This window comes from Serratia sp. (in: enterobacteria) (genome assembly GCF_052400455.1).
GTDB lineage: Bacteria > Pseudomonadota > Gammaproteobacteria > Enterobacterales > Enterobacteriaceae > Serratia > Serratia ureilytica.
Window position 1 is genome coordinate 4,052,822 of sequence record NZ_CP185812.1, and the last position, 22,217, is coordinate 4,075,038.

15 protein-coding genes are annotated in these 22,217 nt (G+C 61.2%); 8 read left to right on the top strand and 7 right to left on the bottom strand.

Going from position 1 to position 22,217, the window contains the following annotated elements; all coding sequences use genetic code 11:
• Positions 1–120 precede the first annotated feature (120 nt).
• Positions 121–846, bottom strand: coding sequence for a 30S ribosomal protein S2 (gene rpsB, locus ACORQT_RS19650; protein ID WP_016929891.1), 726 nt, complete (start codon positions 844–846; stop codon positions 121–123).
• Positions 847–1,191: 345 nt separating this feature from the next.
• Here rpsB and map point away from each other — a divergent pair, with 345 nt between their 5' ends.
• From map to ACORQT_RS19670, 4 genes are all read left to right on the top strand, one after another.
• A complete protein-coding gene (map, locus tag ACORQT_RS19655; protein WP_028127527.1) occupies positions 1,192–1,986 on the top strand; it encodes a type I methionyl aminopeptidase in 795 nt (264 codons plus the stop codon).
• Positions 1,987–2,058: 72 nt separating this feature from the next.
• The gene (gene glnD, locus ACORQT_RS19660; protein ID WP_033652507.1) at positions 2,059–4,722 is read left to right on the top strand and encodes a bifunctional uridylyltransferase/uridylyl-removing protein GlnD; all 2,664 of its coding nucleotides are present in this window, start codon (positions 2,059–2,061) and stop codon (positions 4,720–4,722) included.
• Between the two features lie 42 nt (positions 4,723–4,764).
• Entirely contained in the window at positions 4,765–5,589 is an 825-nt protein-coding gene (dapD, locus tag ACORQT_RS19665) for a 2,3,4,5-tetrahydropyridine-2,6-dicarboxylate N-succinyltransferase (RefSeq protein ID WP_004931932.1), read from the top strand.
• A gap of 129 nt (positions 5,590–5,718) precedes the next feature.
• Positions 5,719–6,108: a DUF3461 family protein gene (locus tag ACORQT_RS19670; RefSeq protein ID WP_004931929.1), complete on the top strand. Its 390-nt coding sequence runs from the start codon at positions 5,719–5,721 to the stop codon at positions 6,106–6,108.
• 57 nt (positions 6,109–6,165) lie between these two features.
• On the opposite strand, the gene ACORQT_RS19675 is transcribed toward ACORQT_RS19670, so the two are convergent.
• The 5 genes from ACORQT_RS19675 to ACORQT_RS19695 all read right to left on the bottom strand — a co-directional run bounded on the left by ACORQT_RS19675 (position 6,166) and on the right by ACORQT_RS19695 (position 16,329).
• Positions 6,166–6,618, bottom strand: a complete 453-nt coding sequence (locus tag ACORQT_RS19675; protein ID WP_033644870.1) for a flavodoxin — start codon at positions 6,616–6,618, stop codon at positions 6,166–6,168.
• A 33-nt stretch (positions 6,619–6,651) separates the two neighbouring features.
• On the bottom strand, positions 6,652–7,422 hold the full coding sequence (gene truC / locus ACORQT_RS19680; protein WP_033652496.1) for a tRNA pseudouridine(65) synthase TruC: 771 nt from the start codon (positions 7,420–7,422) through the stop codon (positions 6,652–6,654).
• 60 nt (positions 7,423–7,482) lie between these two features.
• Positions 7,483–9,831, bottom strand: coding sequence for a penicillin-binding protein 1C (pbpC, locus tag ACORQT_RS19685; RefSeq protein ID WP_072627071.1), 2,349 nt, complete (start codon positions 9,829–9,831; stop codon positions 7,483–7,485).
• Positions 9,832–9,880: 49 nt separating this feature from the next.
• Positions 9,881–15,856, bottom strand: coding sequence for an alpha-2-macroglobulin (locus ACORQT_RS19690; protein WP_164057763.1), 5,976 nt, complete (start codon positions 15,854–15,856; stop codon positions 9,881–9,883).
• A gap of 146 nt (positions 15,857–16,002) precedes the next feature.
• Complete coding sequence (locus ACORQT_RS19695; RefSeq protein ID WP_033644943.1) at positions 16,003–16,329, bottom strand: YqcC family protein; 327 nt, start codon at positions 16,327–16,329, stop codon at positions 16,003–16,005.
• A 177-nt stretch (positions 16,330–16,506) separates the two neighbouring features.
• On the opposite strand from ACORQT_RS19695, the gene ACORQT_RS19700 reads away from it, so the two are divergent.
• Positions 16,507–17,745 (top strand): MFS transporter, encoded by a 1,239-nt coding sequence (locus ACORQT_RS19700; protein ID WP_033644867.1) that lies wholly within the window; start codon positions 16,507–16,509, stop codon positions 17,743–17,745.
• 609 nt (positions 17,746–18,354) lie between these two features.
• Here ACORQT_RS19700 and syd read toward each other — a convergent pair.
• Complete coding sequence (gene syd / locus ACORQT_RS19705) at positions 18,355–18,903, bottom strand: SecY-interacting protein (protein WP_072627068.1); 549 nt, start codon at positions 18,901–18,903, stop codon at positions 18,355–18,357.
• 63 nt (positions 18,904–18,966) lie between these two features.
• On the opposite strand from syd, the gene queF reads away from it, so the two are divergent.
• The 3 genes from queF (at position 18,967) to xni (ending at position 22,182) form a co-directional block, all read left to right on the top strand.
• Complete coding sequence (queF, locus tag ACORQT_RS19710) at positions 18,967–19,812, top strand: NADPH-dependent 7-cyano-7-deazaguanine reductase QueF (protein ID WP_072627067.1); 846 nt, start codon at positions 18,967–18,969, stop codon at positions 19,810–19,812.
• 192 nt (positions 19,813–20,004) lie between these two features.
• Positions 20,005–21,369: a nucleotide 5'-monophosphate nucleosidase PpnN gene (gene ppnN, locus ACORQT_RS19715; RefSeq protein ID WP_019455737.1), complete on the top strand. Its 1,365-nt coding sequence runs from the start codon at positions 20,005–20,007 to the stop codon at positions 21,367–21,369.
• Positions 21,370–21,423: 54 nt separating this feature from the next.
• Complete coding sequence (xni, locus tag ACORQT_RS19720) at positions 21,424–22,182, top strand: flap endonuclease Xni (RefSeq protein ID WP_042785269.1); 759 nt, start codon at positions 21,424–21,426, stop codon at positions 22,180–22,182.
• Positions 22,183–22,217 lie beyond the last annotated feature (35 nt).

Below are 22,217 nucleotides of genomic sequence, written 5' to 3' on the forward strand. Positions count from 1 at the left end.
CTCGGTTATCTCGCGTGGAGACAGTTCTCATTCAGATAAGCAAAGGGGGCCTTTACAGGCCCCCCTAACCAACATATGTCAATACCTGGTTAATAAGGGCTCAGTGACGAGCTTGCCTTATTATTCAGCTTCTACGAAGCCTTCTTCCGCCTGAACGGCCAGATCTTGAGAACGACCTTCACGCACAGCGGCAGCAACAGCAGTCAGGTACAGGTTTACTGCACGGATTGCGTCGTCGTTACCAGGGATGATGAAGTCAACGCCGTCTGGGTTGGAGTTGGTATCAACGATAGAGAATACCGGGATACCCAGGTTGTTGGCTTCTTTGATCGCGATGTGCTCGTGATCGGCATCGATAACGAACAGTGCGTCTGGCAGACCGCCCATATCTTTGATACCGCCCAGGGAGTTTTCCAGCTTGGCCAGTTCACGAGTGCGCATCAGCGCTTCTTTCTTGGTCAGCTTGTCCAGGGTGCCGTCTTGAGACTGGATTTCCAGATCTTTCAAACGCTTGATGGACTGACGAACGGTTTTCCAGTTAGTCAGCATGCCACCCAACCAGCGGTGGTTCACGAAGAACTGGTCACAGCTGTTCGCAGCGTCTTTTACCGCTTCGCTTGCTGCGCGTTTGGTACCAACGAACAAGATCTTGCCTTTACGGGAAGAGATCTTGCTCAGTTCAGCCAGAGCGGCGTTGAACATTGGTACAGTCTGCTCCAGGTTGATGATGTGAACCTTGTTACGAGCGCCGAAGATGAAAGGCTTCATTTTCGGGTTCCAGTAACGGGTCTGGTGACCAAAGTGAACACCAGCCTTGAGCATGTCGCGCATGGAAACAGTTGCCATGATTAAACCTCTATAGATTAATTGGGGTTATGCCTCCACGTATCCCATAACGCCGACCCTGGCGGCGACAAGTCACCTCAGGGCACCCCGGCGGATGTGCCGATACGTGTGTGTTATTTACACAAAATGAGTGCAGTTAAAGTATTTTCGGCTCATTCCCGCCAGGTCACAAGAACCAAGACACGGATCGCCGGCGCGCTTTATACCATAAACCCGCCGCCGACACCAACTTTTGTTGCGTTTCGCCGGGCGTCAGGAAATGAAATTTGGCAGCCCCCGGCCGGGCTGATACCATAAGTCACTGCTTCTTATTGTCGACGATAACGACACCTGCGGACGAATTTCATGGCAATCTCAATTAAAACACCTGATGACATCCAAAAAATGCGCGTGGCCGGCCGCCTGGCCGCCGAAGTGCTGGAGATCATCGAGCCGCACGTCAAACCTGGCGTGACCACCGGCGAGCTGGACCGTATCTGTCACGAGTACATCACCAACGAGCAGCAGGCCATTTCCGCCTGCCTCGGCTATCACGGCTTCCCGAAATCCGTGTGCATTTCGGTGAACGAAGTGGTGTGCCACGGCATCCCGAGCGACGACAAAACGCTGAAAGACGGCGACATCGTCAACATCGACGTGACCGTGATTAAAGACGGTTTCCACGGCGACACGTCGAAGATGTTCATCGTCGGCAAACCGACCATTCTGGGCGAGCGCCTGTGCCGCGTTACTCAGGAAAGCCTGTATCTGGCGCTGAAGATGGTCAAACCGGGCATCCGTCTGCGCACCCTGGGCAAGGCTATCCAGCAATTCGTCGAAGCCGAGAAGTTCTCCGTGGTGCGCGAGTACTGCGGCCACGGCATCGGCGAAGTGTTCCACGAAGAGCCGCAGGTGCTGCACTATGACGCGGACGACGGCGGCGTGGTGCTGCAGCCGGGCATGGCCTTCACCATCGAACCGATGGTCAACGCCGGCGACTACCGCATCCGCACCATGAAAGACGGCTGGACGGTAAAAACCAAAGATCGCAGCTTGTCGGCGCAGTATGAGCATACTATTGTGGTGACTGATAACGGCTGCGAGATAATGACGTTGCGCAAGGATGACACCATCCCCAACATCATTACGCACGAGATGTAAGCACCGCGGCGAACGCGCGTGCAGAATATCACCAGGCCGGCTTATGCCGGCCTTTTTTATGGGCTGCGCACTATGTCTGACAATCTTCTTCAACAGGCGGCCCCGGCCGTGCCGATGCCGCCCGCCTCCCCCAGCGCCTACGGCGACGACGAGCTCACCTGCCCGGTGCTGAAACAGCGGCTGGAACAGTTTCAGCTGTGGCTGGCGGCGGCGTTCGACGCCGGCTCCAGCGCAGAAAGCCTGGTGGCGGCGCGCAGCGACTTCATCGATCGCCTGCTGCGCCGGCTGTGGACGTTCTACGGCTTTGAAGATATCCCGGAAACCGCGCTGGTGGCGGTCGGCGGCTACGGCCGCGGCGAGCTGCACCCGCTGTCGGATATCGACGTGCTGGTGCTCAGCCAGCGCCGGCTGACGGAGCAACAGTCGCAGCGGGTCGGCGAATTCATCACCCTGCTGTGGGATCTCAAGCTGGAAGTGGGCCACAGCGTGCGCACCCTGGAAGAGTGTCTGCTGGAAGGGCTGGCGGATCTGACCGTGGCCACCAACCTGATCGAATCGCGCATGATCTGCGGCGACGTCGCGCTGTTCCTGCAGATGCAAAAACATATCTTCAGCGACGGCTTTTGGCCTTCGCCGCAGTTTTTCCACGCCAAGATCAACGAGCAGCAAGAACGTCATCAGCGCTACCACGGCACCAGCTATAACCTGGAGCCGGATATCAAAAGCAGCCCCGGCGGCCTGCGCGACATCCACACGCTGCTGTGGGTGGCGCGCCGCCACTTCGGCGCCACCTCGCTGGACGAAATGGTCGGCTTCGGCTTTCTCACCCAGGCCGAACGCAACGAGCTGAACGAATGCCAGAGCTTCCTGTGGCGCATCCGCTTTGCGCTGCACCTGGTGCTGCCGCGTTACGACAACCGTCTGCTGTTCGATCGCCAGCTCAGCGTCGCGCAGCTGCTGCGCTATGAAGGCGAAGGCAACGAGCCGGTCGAGCGCATGATGAAAGACTTCTACCGCATGACGCGGCGCGTCAGCGAGCTGAACCACATGCTGCTGCAGCTGTTCGACGAGGCCATCCTGGCGCTGGACGCCACCGAAAAACCGCGTCCGCTGAACGACGATTTCCAACTGCGCGGCGATCTGATCGATCTGCGTGACGAAACGCTGTTCATCCGCGAGCCGCAAGCCATCATGCGCATGTTCTACCTGATGGTGCGCAACCGCGAGATCAAAGGCATTTACTCCACCACCGTGCGCCAGCTGCGCCATGCGCGCCGCCACCTGAAACAGCCGCTGTGCACCATCCCGGAAGCGCGCGATCTGTTCATGGCCATCCTGCGCCATCCCGGCGCGGTGTCGCGCGCGCTGGTGCCGATGCACCGTCACAGCGTGCTGTGGGCCTATATGCCGCAGTGGGGCAAGATCGTCGGGCAGATGCAGTTCGATCTGTTCCACGCCTATACCGTCGACGAACACACTATCCGGGTGCTGCAGAAGCTGGAGAGCTTCGCCGATCCGCAAACCCGGCCGCGCCATCCGCTGTGCGTGGAGCTGTATCCGCGCCTGCCGCACCCGGAACTGCTGCTGCTGGCCGCCTTGTTCCACGATATCGCCAAAGGGCGCGGCGGCGATCACTCGATCCTCGGCGCGGAGGACGTGGTGGAGTTCGCCGAGTTGCACGGCCTCAACTCGCGAGAAACCCAACTGGTGGCCTGGCTGGTGCGCTGCCACCTGCTGATGTCGGTCACCGCGCAGCGCCGCGATATCCAGGATCCGACGGTGATCCAGCAGTTCAGCAGCGAAGTGCAGAGCGAAACTCGCCTGCGCTACCTGGTATGCCTGACGGTGGCGGATATCTGCGCAACCAACGAAACCCTGTGGAACAGCTGGAAGCAGAGCCTGTTGCGCGAGCTGTATTTCGCCACCGAGAAACAGCTGCGCCGCGGCATGCAAAACAGCCCGGATCTGCGCGAACGCGTGCGCCACCACCGGCTGCAGGCGTTGGCGCTGCTGCGCATGGACAACATCGACGAAGAGGCGCTGCACCGCATCTGGAGCCGCTGCCGCGCCGACTATTTCCTGCGCCACTCGCCGAATCAGCTGGCCTGGCACGCCCGCCATCTGCTGGCCCACGATTCCACCCAGCCGCTGGTGCTGGTCAGCCGCCAGGCGACGCGCGGCGGCACCGAGATCTTCATCTGGAGCCCGGATCGTCCTTATCTGTTCGCCGCCGTTGCCGGGGAGATGGATCGCCGCAACCTGAGCGTGCACGACGCCCAGATCTTCACCAACCGCGACGGTATGGCGATGGACACCTTTATCGTGCTGGAGCCGGACGGCAGCCCGCTGGCGCAGGATCGCCACGCGGCGATCCGCCAGGCGCTGCTGCAGGCCATCACCCAGCGTGAGTACCAGCCGCCGCGCGTGCGCCGTCCCTCTTCCAAGCTGCGCCACTTCAGCGTGCCGACCGAGGTCACCTTCCTGCCGACCCACACCGATCGCCGCAGCTACCTGGAGCTGACCGCGCTCGACCAACCCGGCCTGCTGGCGCGGGTGGGCGAAGTGTTCGCCGATCTGGGGCTGTCGCTGCACGGCGCGCGCATTTCCACCATCGGCGAGCGGGTCGAGGATTTGTTTATCCTGGCCGACGGCGAGCGGCGCGCGCTCGACCAAGAAACGCGCAGAAAGTTGGAGCAACGGTTGACAGAGGCCCTCACCCCAAACGATAAAATGTGATACAAGTAACTTTTTACCGACAACATCAGGAAAGAGAACAGCATGCAGCAATTACAGAACGTTATTGAAAGCGCCTTCGAACGCCGTGCGGACATCACCCCGGCGAACGTAGACACCGTAACGCGCGAAGCGGTAAACCAGGTGATCGGCCTGCTGGACAGCGGCGCCCTGCGCGTCGCCGAGAAGATCGACGGTCAATGGGTCACCCACCAGTGGCTGAAGAAAGCCGTGCTGCTCTCTTTCCGCATCAACGACAACAAGGTGATGGACGGCGCGGAAACCCGCTACTACGACAAAGTGCCGATGAAATTCGCCGACTACGACGAAGCGCGCTTCCAGAAGGAAGGCTTCCGCGTCGTGCCGCCGGCCACCGTGCGCCAGGGCGCGTTCATCGCTCGCAACACCGTGCTGATGCCGTCTTACGTTAACATCGGCGCCTACGTCGACGAAGGCACCATGGTCGACACCTGGGCCACCGTCGGTTCTTGCGCGCAGATCGGCAAAAACGTTCACCTGTCCGGCGGCGTCGGCATCGGCGGCGTGCTGGAGCCGCTGCAGGCCAATCCGACCATCATCGAAGACAACTGCTTCATCGGCGCGCGTTCCGAAGTGGTGGAAGGCGTGATCGTGGAAGAAGGCTCGGTGATTTCGATGGGCGTCTACCTCGGCCAGAGCACCCGCATCTATGACCGCGAGACCGGCGAAATCCATTACGGCCGTGTGCCGGCGGGTTCGGTGGTGGTTTCCGGCAACCTGCCGTCGAAAGACGGTTCTTACAGCCTGTACTGCGCGGTGATCGTCAAGAAAGTCGACGCCAAAACGCGCGGTAAAGTCGGCATTAATGAGTTATTGCGTACTATCGACTAAATTGAAATAGCGGGTGATTCACCCGCTATTTTTTTGTCTGCGTTTCGCTGGCAGTCACAGTCGCAGATCTCGCTTTCCGCCATAATCGCAGTCGTGGAATATAACGATCACATCTAAAGAGGGCGCAGTATGTACGATAACTTGAAGAGTTTGGGCATCAATCAACCGGAAGACGTCGATCGCTATAGCCTGCGTCAAGAGGCCAACAACGACATCCTCAAGATCTATTTCCGCAAGGACAAGGGCGAGTTCTTCGCCAAGAGCGTGAAGTTCAAGTATCCGCGCCAGCGTAAAACCGTGGTGGCGGACAACGCCGGCCAGGGCTACAAGGAAATTCACGAGATCAACCCGAACCTGCGTTACGTGATCGACGAGCTGGATCAGCTGTGCCAGCGCGATCAGGTGGAAGTGGATCTGAAGCGTAAAATCCTCGACGACCTGCGCCATCTCGAAGGCGTGGTGTCGCACAAGATTGCCGAGATCGAAGCCGATCTGGAAAAACTCACCCGCGGCAAATAATGCGGATCGGCTGACCCGCATCATCGTTAAGGCGCCCTGTTACGGCGCCTTTTTACGTTATGACTGCAGCAGCGTGCCCCACTGCTCGACCCACGGGCAGGCGGCCACTTCCGGCTCCGGCTGTTCCATCGCATCGATTTCCAGCACTTCGCCAACGCGGGTGGCGCCCTGTTCCTGCAGCAGCGCATCGAACGTGCGCCCGGCGCCGCAGAAGTGGTCATAGCTGCTGTCGCCGAGGGCGATCAGCCCATAGCGCAGCTCCGGCTGATAGCCAACCTGATCGCGGATAGCGTGGAACAGCGGCGCGATGCTGTCCGGCAGATCGCCCTGCCCGGTGGTGGAGGTGATCACCAGCGCGTAGTGCTGACGATAAAACTGCCAGGCCTCCAGCGTGCCCTCTTCGAACAGTTTGACCTCATGGCCCTGCTCGCTGAGGATGTTTTGCGCCTCTTCCGCCACCAGCAGCGAATTGCCGTAGACCGTTCCCACGAAGATACCAACCTGAGCCATGGCTCCTACTCCCTTCATTACCTTTAAAAATTGTCAGCTATCCTGACCGTTAGCCGCGCTAAACTCAACCCCGGCAAGTTCAGGGAATACCCCCGCCCAGCCGAACTGCGCCATCACCCCTTGCCAGGCTTCGTCCCAGCGCGCCGTTACCTGCAGCGGCTCGCCGGTCACCGGGTGCGTCAGCTGCAGATGGCTGGCGTGCAGCATCAGGCGCGGGCAACCGAAATGCTGTGCCATCCCGCGATTCTGCCGCAGATCGCCGTGCTTGCTGTCGCCGATGATCGGGTGGCGCAGGTGCGCCATATGGCGCCGCAGCTGATGTTTGCGGCCGGTTTCCGGCTGCAGTTCCACCAGACTGTAACGCGCGCTGTCGTAGCGGCCGACGGCCACCGGCATCTCTACCTGCGCCAACGGCCGGTAGTGCGTCACGGCCGGCTGCGGCCCCTTGTCGGCATCGGCATGTTTATCGGCGATTTTATCCAGCTCCGCCGTCAGCGGGTAGTCGAGGGTCGCCCCCTCCTGCACGTAACCGCGCACCACCGCATGGTAGGTTTTCTGCACCTGATGCTGCTCGAACTGCTGCGACAGCAGGCGCGCCACCTCGCTGGAGAGCGCCATCAGCAGCACGCCGGACGTCGGACGATCGAGACGGTGCACGGTAAAGACGTGCTTCCCGAGCTGATCGCGCACCGTCTGCATCATAAAGCGAGTTTCATGACGGTCCAGCCAACTGCGGTGCACCAACCAGCCCGACGGTTTGTTCACCGCCACCAGGTGTTCATCCTGATATAAAATCTCAATCACATCGCATTCCCAGGTCAATAGCCGTTTCGGGCGCGAGTATAACAGGCATGAGACGCAACGCTAGTTCACCCATTCGATGGTCACCAGGCGCGTATCGGCGCGGCCGCGATCGTCCACCGCCCGAATGCGGTAGCGCCCGTTATTGATCGGCCGCCAGTCGATCGGTTTTTTGCTGGCGCTGCTGCCGAGATAGATATCGTCGACGAACCAGTACACCGTCTTGCTGTCGGCGTCCGTCACCGCATTGAAGGCGATGTTGTCCCGTCCCTGCTGCGACTGGCGCAGGGTATAAGTGGTGTTTTTCAACGGCGAGGTGATGCGCGGCGCGTTGCCGCCGACGGCGATGCCGTTGTCCTTGCAGCGATTGACCGGCGGCGCCCGCTTCGGCAGCCCGGCCTGGGCGAACACGTTGGCCAAATCGGAAGGCCAGAATTCAAAAATTTCGGTGCGGGTCTGCGCCGCGTCATACGGCGGGCAAACAACCTCGCCGCTGTGAATATCCAGCACCACCGGCCGGTAGACGCTGTCTACCTTGATCGGCGACTTGCCGGGAATGAACCAGGTCTTGCCCTTTTGCTGGCACCACGGCGTCGGCAGATCGCCGCTGGCGAGACAGATGTCTACCCGCCGCAGCCGCTTGGGGAACGGATGTTTCGGTTCCCGCAGGGCGGGATAGCTGGCGTTGACGCTGTCGATGATATTGAAAAACAGCGGCGCGGCCGCCTCGGCGCCGACCAACGCATTGTTGCCGCGCCCATCGAAGTTGCCTTCCCACACCACCAGCACGTAAGGGCCGAAAATCCCGACGCTCCAGGCGTCGCGAAAGCCCCATGAGGTGCCGGTCTTCCAGTACACCGGCAGCGACGAAGAACGCTGCGCCAGCGTATCGCCCGGCCGCCGGTGCTGGCGCAGCATATCCAGCGTGATGAAACTGGCCTCCTCGCTCAACAGCCGCACCGGCCTCGGTTCACCCTCGTTCAGCCGCAATCGCAGCGGCCGCAGCTCGCCGCGGTTCGCCAGCAACGCGTACAGCTTCGCCAGCTCCTGCGCCGTCACCTCGCCGCCGCCCAGCACCAGCGACAGTCCGTAGTGGCTCTCATTGGCCATATTGGCGACGCCGGTCAGGCGCAAAAACTGATAAAAGGTCGGCTGACGCAGCTGTGAGGCGACATAGACCGCCGGGATGTTACGGCTGAAATTCAGCGCGTCGGTAGCGGTCACCGGGCCGAGAAAGCGCCGGTCGAAATTTTCCGGCGCATAGGCGCCGAACGACGAAGGCACGTCTTTCAGAATGGTCATCGGATGCAGCACGCCCTGCTCCATGCCCAGCGCGTAGATGAACGGCTTCAGCGTCGATCCCGGCGAACGCTTGGCGTTGGTGCCGTTCACCTGCCCCTGGATCGGACGATTGTAATAGTCCGCCGAGCCCACCAGCGCGCGCACCCCCATATCGCGGCTGTCCACCAGCAGCACCGCGGCGTTTTGGATGCCGCGGCTGCGGTTGCGGGCGATAAAGGCGTTGACCTGCCGTTCGACCAGCCGCTGCAGCCCGGCGTCCAGCGTCGTGTCTACGCGGGTATCGCGCTGCACCAGTTGCTGCGTCTGCAGGCGCAGCTGTTCGATAAAGTGCGGTGCGATATAAGGCACTTGTTCAGGCTGCCGCAGCGCCAACGGCAGGCGGAACAGCGTTTGCTGGCTGGCGTCGGTGGGGTAAACCCGCTGCCAACGCTGGAACAGACGATTGCGCGCCTGCGTCAACGCCGCGCCGAGCACGCCGGTTTTCGGCTCCAGACGGTAGCTGGGTGACTGCGGCAAGACCGCCAGCGTCAGCGCCTCCGGCAGAGTCAACTCCCGCGGCGGCTTGGCGAAATAGATCAGGCTGGCGGCGCCGATGCTTTCAATGTTGCGACCGTAGGGCGCGTAATTCAAATAGGCTTCCAGGATATCGCGCTTGGAGTAGCTCAGTTCCAGCTGCACCGCACGCAGCACCTGCAACACCTTGCCGCCCGGCGTACGGGTATTGAGATGCCAGCGCATCCGCGCCAGCTGCATGCTGATGGTCGAACCGCCCTGCATTTTGCCGCCGGCGACATAGCTGCGCCAGAAACCGCGCATCAGGCTGACAGGGTTAAAGCCGGGGTTATAGTAGAACCAACGATCTTCGTGCAGCAGCAACCCGCGCACCGCCAGCGGCGACACTTGCTCCAGCGGGGTCCACAGCCGGTAGCGATCGTCGTTGGCCAGCGTAATGCGCAGCAGCGCGCCGTGCCTGTCGTAATAAACGGAAGACTGCGGCAGCCCCTGCCACAGGGGCGGATGCGGCCACAGCCGAATTGCGGTCAACAGCAGCGCCAGTAAAAACACCGCCATCAAGCCGTTTTGCAGCACGCGCCCGGTCAGGATCTTCATACGTTCTCAGCATTCCGGCGCCAGACGCTGGCCTGGCGCCGGATACGGCCTAGCCGTTGCCCGCCGGCACCACCACCAGCTTGCCGCCGCCGGCCGACATGGCCTGCACTTCTCGGTCATACATGGCTTCGCCGTAGGCCGGTGGAATAATAAAGCTGCCGGTATTGGTGGCCTTGATCTGATAGACGAACTCCTGCACCTCGGTGCCGGCGCTGCCGTAGATAATCACCCGATCTTCACGGATGTCGCTGTAATCCGGCGCCCAGGTGGAGCCGGTGGCGGCCAGCGGCGACTGCCAGCCGCCGCGATCGTCGCTCTCCTCACCGGCATCGGCCGGTTCCGGCGGCGTCTGCTGCACCACTTCGAACCCGCCCGGCAGCAGATCGACAATCGCCAGGTTGCTCTGCCCCTCTTTCGAGTTGGCGCGCACCTTCAGATGGACGTTGATCTTCTGCCCCAGCGTCACCTGCGTCACCGGTTTGCCCTGTTCGTCGGTGTACTCGCGGACGATCTCAATCCCGCGCGACAGCGCTTTTTGCGGCGCGTTCAGATCGTAACCGGCCTGCGTCACCACATACCAGGCCGGCGCGCTGCCGCCGTTGGTGAAGCGCACGGCGGTGGCATCAGCGTTGAACTGCCCCTGAACGAACAGCCCCTGCAGCTCGCTGATGCGCTGCGGGTCGCCGCCGCTTTTGCCCACCTGCACGATGCCTAACGCGTCCGCATTGGCGGATTGCGCCGCCACCTGGGCCGAATAGCTTTCCAGCGCCAGGATGCTCATTGCAGAGGAGTAGGTGGTGTAACGCTCTTCTTTCAGTGCCTTGACCATATTCTCCAGCACCTGCGGCGGGATCGACGCCACCTTCTCAGGGAAGTGACGGGTAATCAGATACAGCCGCGTCGCATCCTGCACCAGCGGATCGAAATAGTTCTGCGTCCACCAGGCGCTGTCATAGGCTTTGCTCAGTTGCTGCCAGCTCGGTTGCAACAGCGCGGCGGCTTCGTCGTCCATCTTCAACAGGCGATAGGAAGAGGCCAGATAGAGTGCGCTCAGATCGGTTTTCCAGCCCTCGCCATAGCGTTTTTGCAGCGTATCCTGCACCGCCGCCAGCGAGTTGGTGGTCACTTCGCCCTGCAGCGTCAGCAGGTAAACCGCCCAGCTGCGCAGGCGCAGCAGATACAGATCGTCGAATCCGCTGGCCGCCAGCTCACGCAACGCGCCGTTGGCTTCGTCCAGCATGCCTTCCGGCAGGGCGTAACCCGCCGCTTTGGCCTCGAGCAGATATTGCACCACATAAGGCGTGACGAAAGGATCGGCATCCGGCGACGAACGCCAGGCGCCGATCGCCCCGCTGTCGTTCTGACGGGCGCGCAGCACGCCCAGCAGGTTGCTCAGCTGCTTGCTGACTTCCGCCTGGCTCAGGCTGCTTTTCATCTCGGGATGGCGGCTCTGCAACATCAGCGGAATGGAACGGCTGACGATCTGCTCGGAACAGTAATACGGATAATCCGCCAGGTATTGCGCCAACCCGCTGGTCAGCACCAGCGGCGAATTCGACACCGCCGCCCGGCGCTGCGCGAAGGCGTCGAACATCTGGCGCAGGCCATCAACATTCTGGCTGCCGCCGCTCATGCGCCCCATCACCGATTGAGTACGGTACGGCGCCGCCGGCCGCACCGAGGTGCTGACGGTGCGACGGCTGGCCTGGCCGCCGTAACGGGCGTCGAACACCAGCGGCGCATCGCCCAAAACGGCTTTGGCGCGCAGACGGAAGGCGATCACGCCCTCGCGTTTTTCCGCCAGCGTCAGGCTTTGCGTCGCGTTGCCCACCACCTCCAATTGCGGCGGCGGCGTCAGCAGGACGTTGATGGCTGCCGACTGGCCGTTCAGCCCTTCGAGGTTGTTGCTGACGCCCACGCTGACGTCGAACTCATCGCCCGGCGCCACCATCGCCGGCACGTTCGGCGTCATGATGAAGCTGTCGCGCACCGTAGCGGCGGTTTGCGCCTTGCCGATTTTCTCCGGCGTCACCGAAATCGCCATGACGCGGATCTTGCCGTTGAAGTAATCCGGCACCGGATAGACGAACTGTTTCTCGCCGCTGACCTCGGTAATGCCGGACCAATAGGCCACCGGCTTATCGCGCTTGCGCTTGAACGGGTTGAGATTGAGATCCAGCCCTTCGCCCGCATCGCCGCCCGGCGCCGCGGTCAGCGCCATCAGCTTGCTGAATTCCGGCAGGATCAGATCGAGGATCTGCGGGCTGCTCACGTTCAGTTCGCGCTTGCTGAAGAAGAACTCCAGCGGATCCTTCAGGCGATAACGCGCCACCTGCAGAATGCCCTCATCGACGGCGAACAGCGCCACCTGCTGCGGCGCATCGGTCTTGACCGTCATCGTCAGGTTTTCACCCGGTTTGATGACCTCCGGTGCCGTCACCTCAAGGCTGTTTTGGCGCGCCTTGGTACTGATCTTGAACGGCATCACGCCATAGCTCAGCGGGCTCATGAAGATCTCGCTGGAGTTGATGTCGCGCACGAACTGCACGTTGATGTAGCCGTTGCCCTCCATGCCGGCCGGCACGCGGATCGTCTGCACCGAGCTGGTGGTGTCGGTGTGGAACCACTGCCAGGCGTAAACCTTGTCCTTCTCGATGGTGATCAAGCCGCTGCCGGTATAGGGCGCGTTAATCGCCACCTCGATCTCTTCACCGGGCTGGTATTCCGCCTGGTTGAGTTTTAGCTTCAGTTCGGCGTTGCGATCCAGCGAACGGCTCAGGTTGGCGTTGCCGGCCACGCTGTAGGCGACGCGGTTGAGCGTCTTGCCCTGCGCATCTTCGATCACCAGCACGAAGTCGCCCGGCTTATCGGTCGCCAGCCGCAGATCCGCGCCCTGATCGCCCAGCGCCAGCGGCTGTTCCGAGAGCTGCACTTCCTTCATCTTCGACTGGTATTTGTAAACGCCCGAATCCTGTTTGGTCAGCACCGAAATGTATTTCTGTTCGATCAGCACCTGCTTCAGGTTCGGCATGGCGATCTGTTTCAAGGCCGGATCAATGGCGATCACGTTCAGATGACGCTCCGCATCGCGATTGATGTAGCCCAGATCGCCGTCGGCCTTCACCCCAATCAGGTAATCGTAAGGCGAAACCAGCGTACGCGCGGTCGCCGCCACCGAGCGACCGCCGCCGGCAACGAACGCCTCCGACAACAGCTGCAGCTGATAAGTGGCGTCGGCGTAAGATTTCAGATCGAGCGGAATATCAGCCGCGCCGTGTTCATCGGTGGTGCGATCTTCCAGCTCGGTTTCGAACCCGTCGCTGTTTTGCCGGTTTTCGTAGAACGCATAATCCGGGAAGCGATCGAAGCTCGGATACATTGGCCGCAGCGTCAGCCTGGTGGTCACACGGCGATCTTGCGCCGGGGTGCCGAACAGGTTCTGCACATCGATGCTGGCCTTCAGCTCAGACGGCTTGACCCAGCCTTGCTGGCGGTCCGGCGTCAACGCCAGCTTCACTTTCAGTTGATCCGGCTCGAACTCCTTCACATTGACTGCGGTATGGCCGAGCAGCGTGGAGGTGTCGTTGTTTTTGCCGATCAGATACAGATAAACGTTCCACTCGCCGGTGGGCGAGTTTTCATCGGTGGTATAGCTCAGTTCGTTGAAACCGCTGGCGCCCAGCGTCAGCGGCACGGTGGACATCAGCTTGTCGCGCGGATCGCGAATTTCTGCGCGCACCGGCACGCCGGCGAGGCCAACGCGCCAGTCGGCGGCGCGAGTGATCAGGCCGATATTGAAGGTGTCTCCCGGCCGATACACGCCGCGGTCGGAGAACAGGTAGCTGCTGAGCGTGCGCGGATCGGTCGGCGTTTGTTCACCGGCAACGTCGAAGCGCGAGAAATCCAGCCCGCGATCGTTAGAGCTGCCGGTCGGCAGGAAGGAGACATCCCCTTCTTTCTCCACCAGGAACATCACCGGCTGGCGCTCGTTGGTGTACACATCCAGCGCCGGGAAACGCACGTGGCCGTCGGCGCCGGTGGTTTGGCTGAGCAGCGTCACGCCGTTTTTGGCCACCACAGATACGTTGGCGCCGCTGACCGGCGCACCGCTTTGGATCGACTGCACGAAGACGTCGCGCGTCTTATCCTGCGAGCTCTTGGCGACGATGCCCAGATCGGTCACCACCACAAAACGCGAATCGCCGACGTCGGGCTGCTCTTCCCCTGCGCTCTCGTCCTGTTCCTGCTCCTGCTCGGCGCCCGCCTCTTCCGCCGCCGGTTTGCGATTCGGCTGCCATTCCGACAGCGTCAACAGAAACACCCCACGATGGGAACTGGCGTTGGTGGAGAGATAGCGGGAAAGATCGATGCCCTGATAGTTCACTTCCCCCGGCCGCTCGTTGTTGAGCGCCGTCTGGTATTTGAAATGCTCGGTGAAATACTCATCGTTGAGCCGGTTGAATTCCGTGGACGAGTATTCCCGGCTTTTGAAGGAAACAATGTACTGCAGCTGACTCGGGATCACCCGCTTGATGTCCAGCCGCAGGCCCGCCACGTTGCGCGCCGCCACGCTGATCTGCTTGTCGCCGTTGACCGACAGCAGCGAGCCCTGCGACATGAACTGCAGCGATTTCGGGAACTCCGGCACTTCGACCACCCGATAAACCTTCTTCGGCATTTTGTAACCGCCGGCGGAGACCAGCTGGTTATCGATCTCGAGCAGCATAAAGCGGTGCGCCGGGGCGTCAAAACGGAAGCTGAACTGCGGCTGATAGGCCTCTTCCGCCTCGTTAAGCGTCAACGGCAGCGGCGTCGCCTGCGCCAGCACGTTCTTGCCGACGCTGTCTACCGTCCATGGGTAAAAGTCTTCAGCATCATTGGCGGCCTCGGCATCGCTCGGATCGTGCTGCGGCAGCAGCCAGGCTTTCGCGGCTCGCGCCAGCTCTTTATCCTTCACCGCATCGCTGAAACCAACCACCAGCGCACGCTGCCCTTTGCCGCCGTCGGTGTCCACCACCTGGGCGCTGGCGTCGCTCAGCGCCAGGCTGTACAGGGTGGGAACCTTGACCCAGTTGCTTTTCGCCTCTTCGACCGCGTTGCCGGCCGCCGTCGATTTAACGCCCTTGCCGACGGTCAGATGTACCGCGCCGCCCTGATCCAGCGCCTGCAGCGGCTCGGAATGCACCCAGGCGTTCAGTTTTTTCTCGTCATAGACCAGAGAGAAATTCAGCTTCTTCTCGGAGGTGGCGCTGCCTTCTTTCAATCCCAGCGAAATCTGTTTTTCAAAGCTGGCGACGTCGACCGGCGCGTTGAACTGCAGATTGAAAATCGCGCTGCGTTTCTGCGCATTCTGCGGATCGCGGTAGTACTCGGCCTGCCCCAGACGGTAGCCGAACGCAGGCACGGTGAAGGCATAGCGGGTTTTGGCGAGTTTGACCTGCGGCGCCAGCAAGGTAGCGGGCTCGAGGGTCACGTCATATTTCGCGCCCATCGGCAGCGGCTTTTTCGGCGTGAACACCAGCGTCGATTCATTGTTCCACGCCCACTGCCCTTCCGCCGTCGGTTTGAGGGTGATGCCGGCGCTCACGGTTTTGCCCACCGCGGCGATCGGCGCGACCGAGCCGCTGAAGGCCAGACTCACCGTTTGTGGCGCTTGCCGGGCGGCGGTGTAATCTATCGGCGCGGGGTTAGCCAGCGATGCGCTGACCTCCTGAACCACCATCGGCGCCGGTTCGATCGGCTGAGGCCGATTTTGCCACCAGTGCCAACCGTAAAACGCGCCGCCCGCGGCGCCTGCCAGCAGCAGCAGGCCCAGACCGATCGCTTTCGGATGTTTATCCACGCCGCTTTCCAGCCGCAGAAAACCGCGCGGCAGCGCAGCCCACCAGGCCGGCGCGCGCCAGCTGAGGTTGCCGACCAGCGGTCTCAGCAACCGCCCCAACAGCGACAAGACCCCACCCAACAGGCGGCAAACGCCCTTAACCAGGGTAAAAGGCAAACGAAGGATAAACCTTAATAAATCCATTATTGCAGCACCTCATCATCCTAATGCAGCCCCCGGTCAACCGCCGCGGTTTAACCGAGCCGAAAGACGCCGTCGGCTCTCCTGCCCGGCATCCGCGCGAGTACTCTACACTGCCGGGCGGCAAAAATCTGCGCGCCGCCGGCGAATTACGGCTCTTTATTCAACATCAAATCCAACTGCTGCAGCAGCACCAACAGCGGCAGACTGCTCGGCTCACGCTCCTTCAACGCCTCCTCGAAGTAAGGCGTGATGGCAAAACGCGTCGGCAGCGGCGCTTCGGCGTCCAACAGCGCATACATGCGTGGCAGAAACACCCACTGCAGCCAAGCCTCGGCCGACATGCTGTCGATGCAGAACGGCTCGGTGCTGGAGAAAGCCTCAGGCTCGGGCGGCGCGGCCTGCCACAAGGCCAAATCGCGCATGGATTGTTCAATCGCCTGCAAACTGCGGCGAACCTGATTATGTATACTCATCTGCATTCCCGATCTCTTTTCATCATGATATTCAGCTCGCTGGCTGAAAGGCGGCAAAGCATAGCATTTTATAGCCCAAATTTGGCGCGCCCGAGACCGGCTGCCGTTTTTATCTGGTGGCGTGCGCCGCCGCGCGGCACAATAGGCCCACCGAATTCACCACACAGATAAAGATTCATGTCCGTAATAACAGAGAAAAAAAATCACGCGACGCCCGGTAAGGCCATGCTGGCCTCGGTCACCGGTTACGCCATGGACGGGTTTGACCTGCTGATCCTCGGCTTTATGCTGCCGGCCATCAGCATCGAATTAGGATTAACCTCATCGGCCGCCGGTTCGCTGGTCACCTGGACGCTGATCGGCGCAGTGCTGGGCGGCGTGATCTTCGGCCATCTCAGCGATCGCTTCGGCCGCATCCGGGTGCTGACTATCACCATCCTGATGTTTTCCCTGTTCACCGGCCTGTGCGCCGTGGCGCAAGGCTATTGGGATCTACTCGCCTATCGCACGCTGGCGGGCATCGGGCTGGGCGGCGAGTTCGGCATCGGCATGGCGCTGATCGCCGAAGCCTGGCCGGCGGAGAAACGCAACCGCGCTTCGGCCTACGTCGGCATGGGCTGGCAGTTGGGGGTGCTGGCGGCCGCTTTCCTGACGCCGCTGCTGCTGGAACATATCGGCTGGCGCGGCATGTTCCTGGTCGGCCTGCTGCCGGCGCTGGCGTCATTCCTGATCCGCCGCACGCTGGGCGAACCGGAGGAATTCGTGCGGCAGAAAGACGCCGGGCAGCCGCTCTCCTTCCTTCAGCGTTTGCGCCTGCTGTTTAAGGATCGCGCCACCAGCAAGGCCAGCATCGGCATCTTCATTCTCTGTTCGGTGCAGAACTTCGGCTACTACGGGCTGATGATCTGGATGCCGACTTATCTGGCGAAAAACTTCGGCTTCTCGCTCACCAAGTCCGGCCTGTGGACGGCGGTGACGGTGGTCGGCATGACGTTCGGCATCTGGCTGTTCGGCGTCCTGGCCGACCGCTTCGCCCGCTGGAAGATTTTCGTGCTGTATCAGGTCGGCGCGGTGGTGATGGTGATCGGCTACGCCCAGTTGAGCGATCCGATGCTGATGCTGTTCGCCGGCGCAGTGATGGGCATGTTCGTCAACGGCATGATCGGCGGTTACGGCGCGTTGATTTCCGATACCTACCCGGTGCAAGCACGCGCCACCGCGCAAAACATCCTGTTCAATCTGGGACGCGGCGTCGGCGGCCTGGGGCCATTGGTGATCGGCGCGCTGGTGACGCAGGTATCGTTTACCGCCGCCATCAGCCTGTTGGCGGCGATTTACCTGCTGGATATCTACGCCACGCTGTTCCTGCTGCCGAAAAAACAGGGCGCAGGCGATACGCTGGGCGCGATTGGTTAACGCGGAAGAAGGATTGAGACGGGGCGCACGCGCGGCGGAATAGAACAAAAAGTTGGGGGCACTGCGTTAACAGTGCCCCCGGTTCGTTTTATAGCCATCCCGCTACACAGCATGCTCCCTGCTCAATCCTTGAAAACTTTTCCTGCGGCCATCCTGACCAAGTGGTCCTTGCATCATCCTGCAGCATCGTCCTGACGCGGTTCCTCAGCCTTCCTGACCCGCCGACAGTCCTGCGCCGGCTCTCAATCTCCGTCCTGGAGGTGTCCTTGGTTTCAATCCTGAAACATCCTGGGCATCTCCTGACGCCATCCCTCGCTCTTGCCTGAGCGCTTCCCTTTCTTCTTCCTGAAGCTGCATCATCCTGATGCTTTCCTGCTCCGCCGGGTCCGTGCCGGTAATGATAAGATCGCTCAAATTTCCCGGAATCACAAGGGTTTGAGAGGTGTCTCACACTAAATTAAGACTAAGAGTTATCCTAAAGAAATTCTAACCAATTGATCTGGATAACAATAATCTCATGGTCCAAAGAGAGGTGAAAAAAATTAAGAGCGATCTCTCACAGCCCGTGTGAGAGATCTCTTACACGACCGACGGCGAATCCGCCGCGCTTCAGTCCAGCACTGGGCGCAGCGCATCGAGGAAATTCCCCAGCGTCGCCGCCAACAAGGTGCGCTTATCGCTGCCGAACTGCTCCAGCACCACGTTGCCGCTGACGTTGCACAGCGACACCATCGTCATCTCGGATTCGGTGGTCGCCAGGAAGAGAGTCGGTGACAATTTGAGGCGCTTTTGCGTCACCAGATGGCCGATCAGATTCTCCTGCAGGCGGATGAAATCCTCTTCGCTCCATACCTGCAGCAGGCTCAGGCGATGCTCCCCAAATTGCGCGCTCATGTCACCGGCGTATTGCTGCGTGTAGAAACGGTGCGCATCCGGCTGCAAACGCAGCTCCAGTGCGGCCTCTACCTTCTCCAGCGTCGCCGCCGGTTCGAAAGGCTGCGGCAACCACAGCACGTCGTCCTCGCGATTCTCCACGATGCAGGGCGATGGCACGCCGTACAGCGCCTCGCTGGCCGGCGCGTGGCCGCGCTCTTGCTGCCACAACTCGACATAGCGTTGAGTGAATTCACGCAGAGCGTGCAATACATCATGGTCCATATTCTTTCTCGCATACGTTAAACTGACGGCCATTGTACCTATCTCTGACCGAGGTGACAGCAGATGTCCTCATATCAAGACCACCAGGCCCTGTCAGGGCTGACGCTGGGCAAACCCACCGCCTATCGCGATCGCTACGACGCCACGCTGCTGCAGGCGGTGCCGCGCAGCATGAACCGCGAGCCGCTGGGGCTGTATCCCGACAAACTGCCCTTCCACGGCGCGGACATCTGGACGCTGTACGAACTCTCCTGGCTGAACGCCAACGGGCTGCCTCAGGTGGCGGTGGGCGAGATCAGCCTCAACGCCGACAGCCTGAACCTGATCGAATCGAAAAGCTTCAAGCTGTATCTCAACAGCTTCAACCAAACGCCGTTCGCCGATTGGGAAACGGTGCGCAGCACGCTGCAACGCGATTTGTCCGCCTGCGCCCAGGGCGAGGTGAGCGTCACCCTGTTCAGCGTCGACCAACTGGAAGGCAGCCCGATCGCTCGTCTGGCCGGCGACTGCATCGACCAGCAGGATATTCGCATCGACAATTATGAGTTCAACGCCGACTACCTGCAGAACGCCGCCGGTGAAGAGGTAGTGGAAGAGCAATTGGTCAGCCACCTGCTGAAGTCCAACTGCCTGATCACCCATCAGCCGGACTGGGGCTCGGTGCAGATAAGCTACCGCGGCGGCAAGCTCGATCGCGAAGCGCTGCTGCGCTATCTGGTTTCCTTCCGCCACCACAACGAATTCCACGAGCAATGCGTCGAGCGCATCTTCAACGATCTGATGCGCTATTGCCGGCCGCAAAGCCTGACGGTTTACGCCCGCTATACCCGCCGCGGCGGACTGGATATCAACCCGTGGCGCAGCAACGTCGCATTCGCTCCCGGGCACGGCCGCCTGGCGCGCCAATAAGTGCGAAACATTGCTCAACAACTGAGCTAACGAGCGGTTTGTGTTGGTAAAAGCGCAGGGACGGCGGTAAGGTTAAAACGAGGCTGCGGCCGGGCAGAGCGCCCGCTTCGCCGCAGCACGCCAACCATAACGAGATGCTGTTTTGCTGCGTATGGATTACTACCGCCCCGCACCGGGTGCAAAGGAGTTACCTTGATTACACACATCAGCCCGCTTGGCTCTATGGATTTATTGTCGCAGTTGGAAGTAGACATGCTGAAGCGCACCGCCAGCAGCGACCTGTACCGCCTGTTTCGCAACTGTTCGCTGGCCGTGTTGAACTCCGGCAGCCAAACCGACAACAGCAAACAGCTGCTGTCGCGCTATGAAACCTTCGATATCAACGTGCTGCGCCGCGAGCGTGGCGTGAAGCTGGAGCTGGTCAATCCGCCGGAAGAGGCGTTCGTCGACGGCCGCATCATCCGTTCACTGCAGGCCAACCTGTTCGCCGTGTTGCGCGACATTCTGTTCGTGCACGGCCAAATCGCCAGCGCCGGCCGTTTCCAACACCTGAACCTGGAAAACTCGGCCCACATCACCAACCTGGTGTTCTCGATCCTGCGCAATGCGCGCACGCTGCATCTGGATGAGGATCCCAACATGGTGGTGTGCTGGGGCGGGCACTCGATCAACGAGAACGAATACCTGTACGCGCGCAAGGTCGGCAGCCAGCTGGGCCTGCGCGAGCTGAACATCTGCACCGGCTGCGGGCCGGGCGCCATGGAAGCGCCGATGAAAGGCGCGGCGGTCGGTCACGCGCAGCAGCGTTACCGCAACAGCCGCTTCATCGGCATGACCGAGCCGTCAATCATCGCCGCCGAGCCGCCTAACCCGCTGGTGAACGAGCTGGTGATCATGCCGGACATCGAAAAACGTCTGGAAGCGTTCGTGCGCATCGCGCACGGCATCATCATCTTCCCGGGCGGCGTCGGCACCGCCGAAGAGCTGCTGTACCTGCTGGGTATCCTGATGAACCCGGAGAACAGCGAGCAGGTGCTGCCGCTGATCCTGACCGGGCCAAAAGAGAGCGCCGATTACTTCCGCGTGCTGGACGAGTTCATCATGAACACGCTGGGCGACGCCGCGCGCCGTCACTACACCATCATCATCGACGATCCGGCGGAAGTGGCCCGGCAGATGAAAAAAGCCATGCCGCTGGTGAAGGAAAACCGCCGCAACACCGGCGACGCCTACAGTTTCAACTGGTCGATCCGCATCGCGCCGGATCTGCAGCTGCCGTTCGAGCCGACCCACGAGAACATGGCGAACCTCAATCTGTATCCGAACCAGCCGCCGGAGCAATTGGCCGCCGCGCTGCGCCGCGCCTTCTCCGGCATCGTGGCCGGCAACGTGAAGGAAAACGGCATCCACGCCATTGAGCAGTTCGGCCCATACAAGCTGCACGGCGAACCGCAGATGATGAAGCAGATGGACAGCCTGCTGCAGGGCTTTGTCGCCCAGCACCGCATGAAGCTGCCGGGCAGCGCCTATGTGCCCTGCTACGAAATCGTCGCCTGATCCTCAATCCCGGGCGGCGTAACGGCCGCCCTGTTTTTTCTGACCTTGCCGCCCATGATGATACACCTACTGATTGTCGACGCCCTGAACCTCATCCGCCGCATTCACGCCGTACAGGGCTCCCCTTGCGTCAACGCCTGCCGCCACGCGCTGCAGCAGTTGCTTCAGCACAGCCGCCCAACCCACGCGGTGGCGGTATTTGACGAGGACGACCGCAGCGAAAGCTGGCGCCACCAAATTCTGCCGGACTACAAGGCCGGGCGCTCGCCGATGCCGGAAAACCTGCAACAGGAGATGCCGCAGCTGCGTGAGGCCTTCGCCGAACTGGGCGTCGCCAGCTGGCATTCACCCGGCAACGAGGCAGACGATCTGGCGGCCACGCTGGCGGCGAAGGTCGCCGGCGGCGGCCACCAGGTGACCATCGTCTCCACCGACAAAGGCTATTGCCAACTGCTGGCGCCGAACGTACAGATCCGCGATTACTTCCAGAAACGCTGGTTGGATATGCCTTTCGTGCAGCAGGAATTCGGCGTGCTGCCGCAGCAACTGCCGGACTACTGGGGGTTAGCGGGGATCGGCAGCAGCAAGATCCCCGGCGTGGCCGGCATCGGGCCGAAAACCGCCGTGCTGCTGTTGCAGCAGTCGGGCAGTCTGGACGGGATCTATCAGCACCTGGAGCAGGTGCCGGAGAAATGGCGCGGCAAGCTGGAGCAGCACCGCGAGCTGGCCTACGTCAGCAAACACGTCGCCACGCTGCGCACCGATCTGTCGCTGGACGGCAACCTGCAGCAGCTGCGCCTGCCGATACAATAAGGGCGCTGCAAGCAGCGCCCTTCATCAGGTTTAAC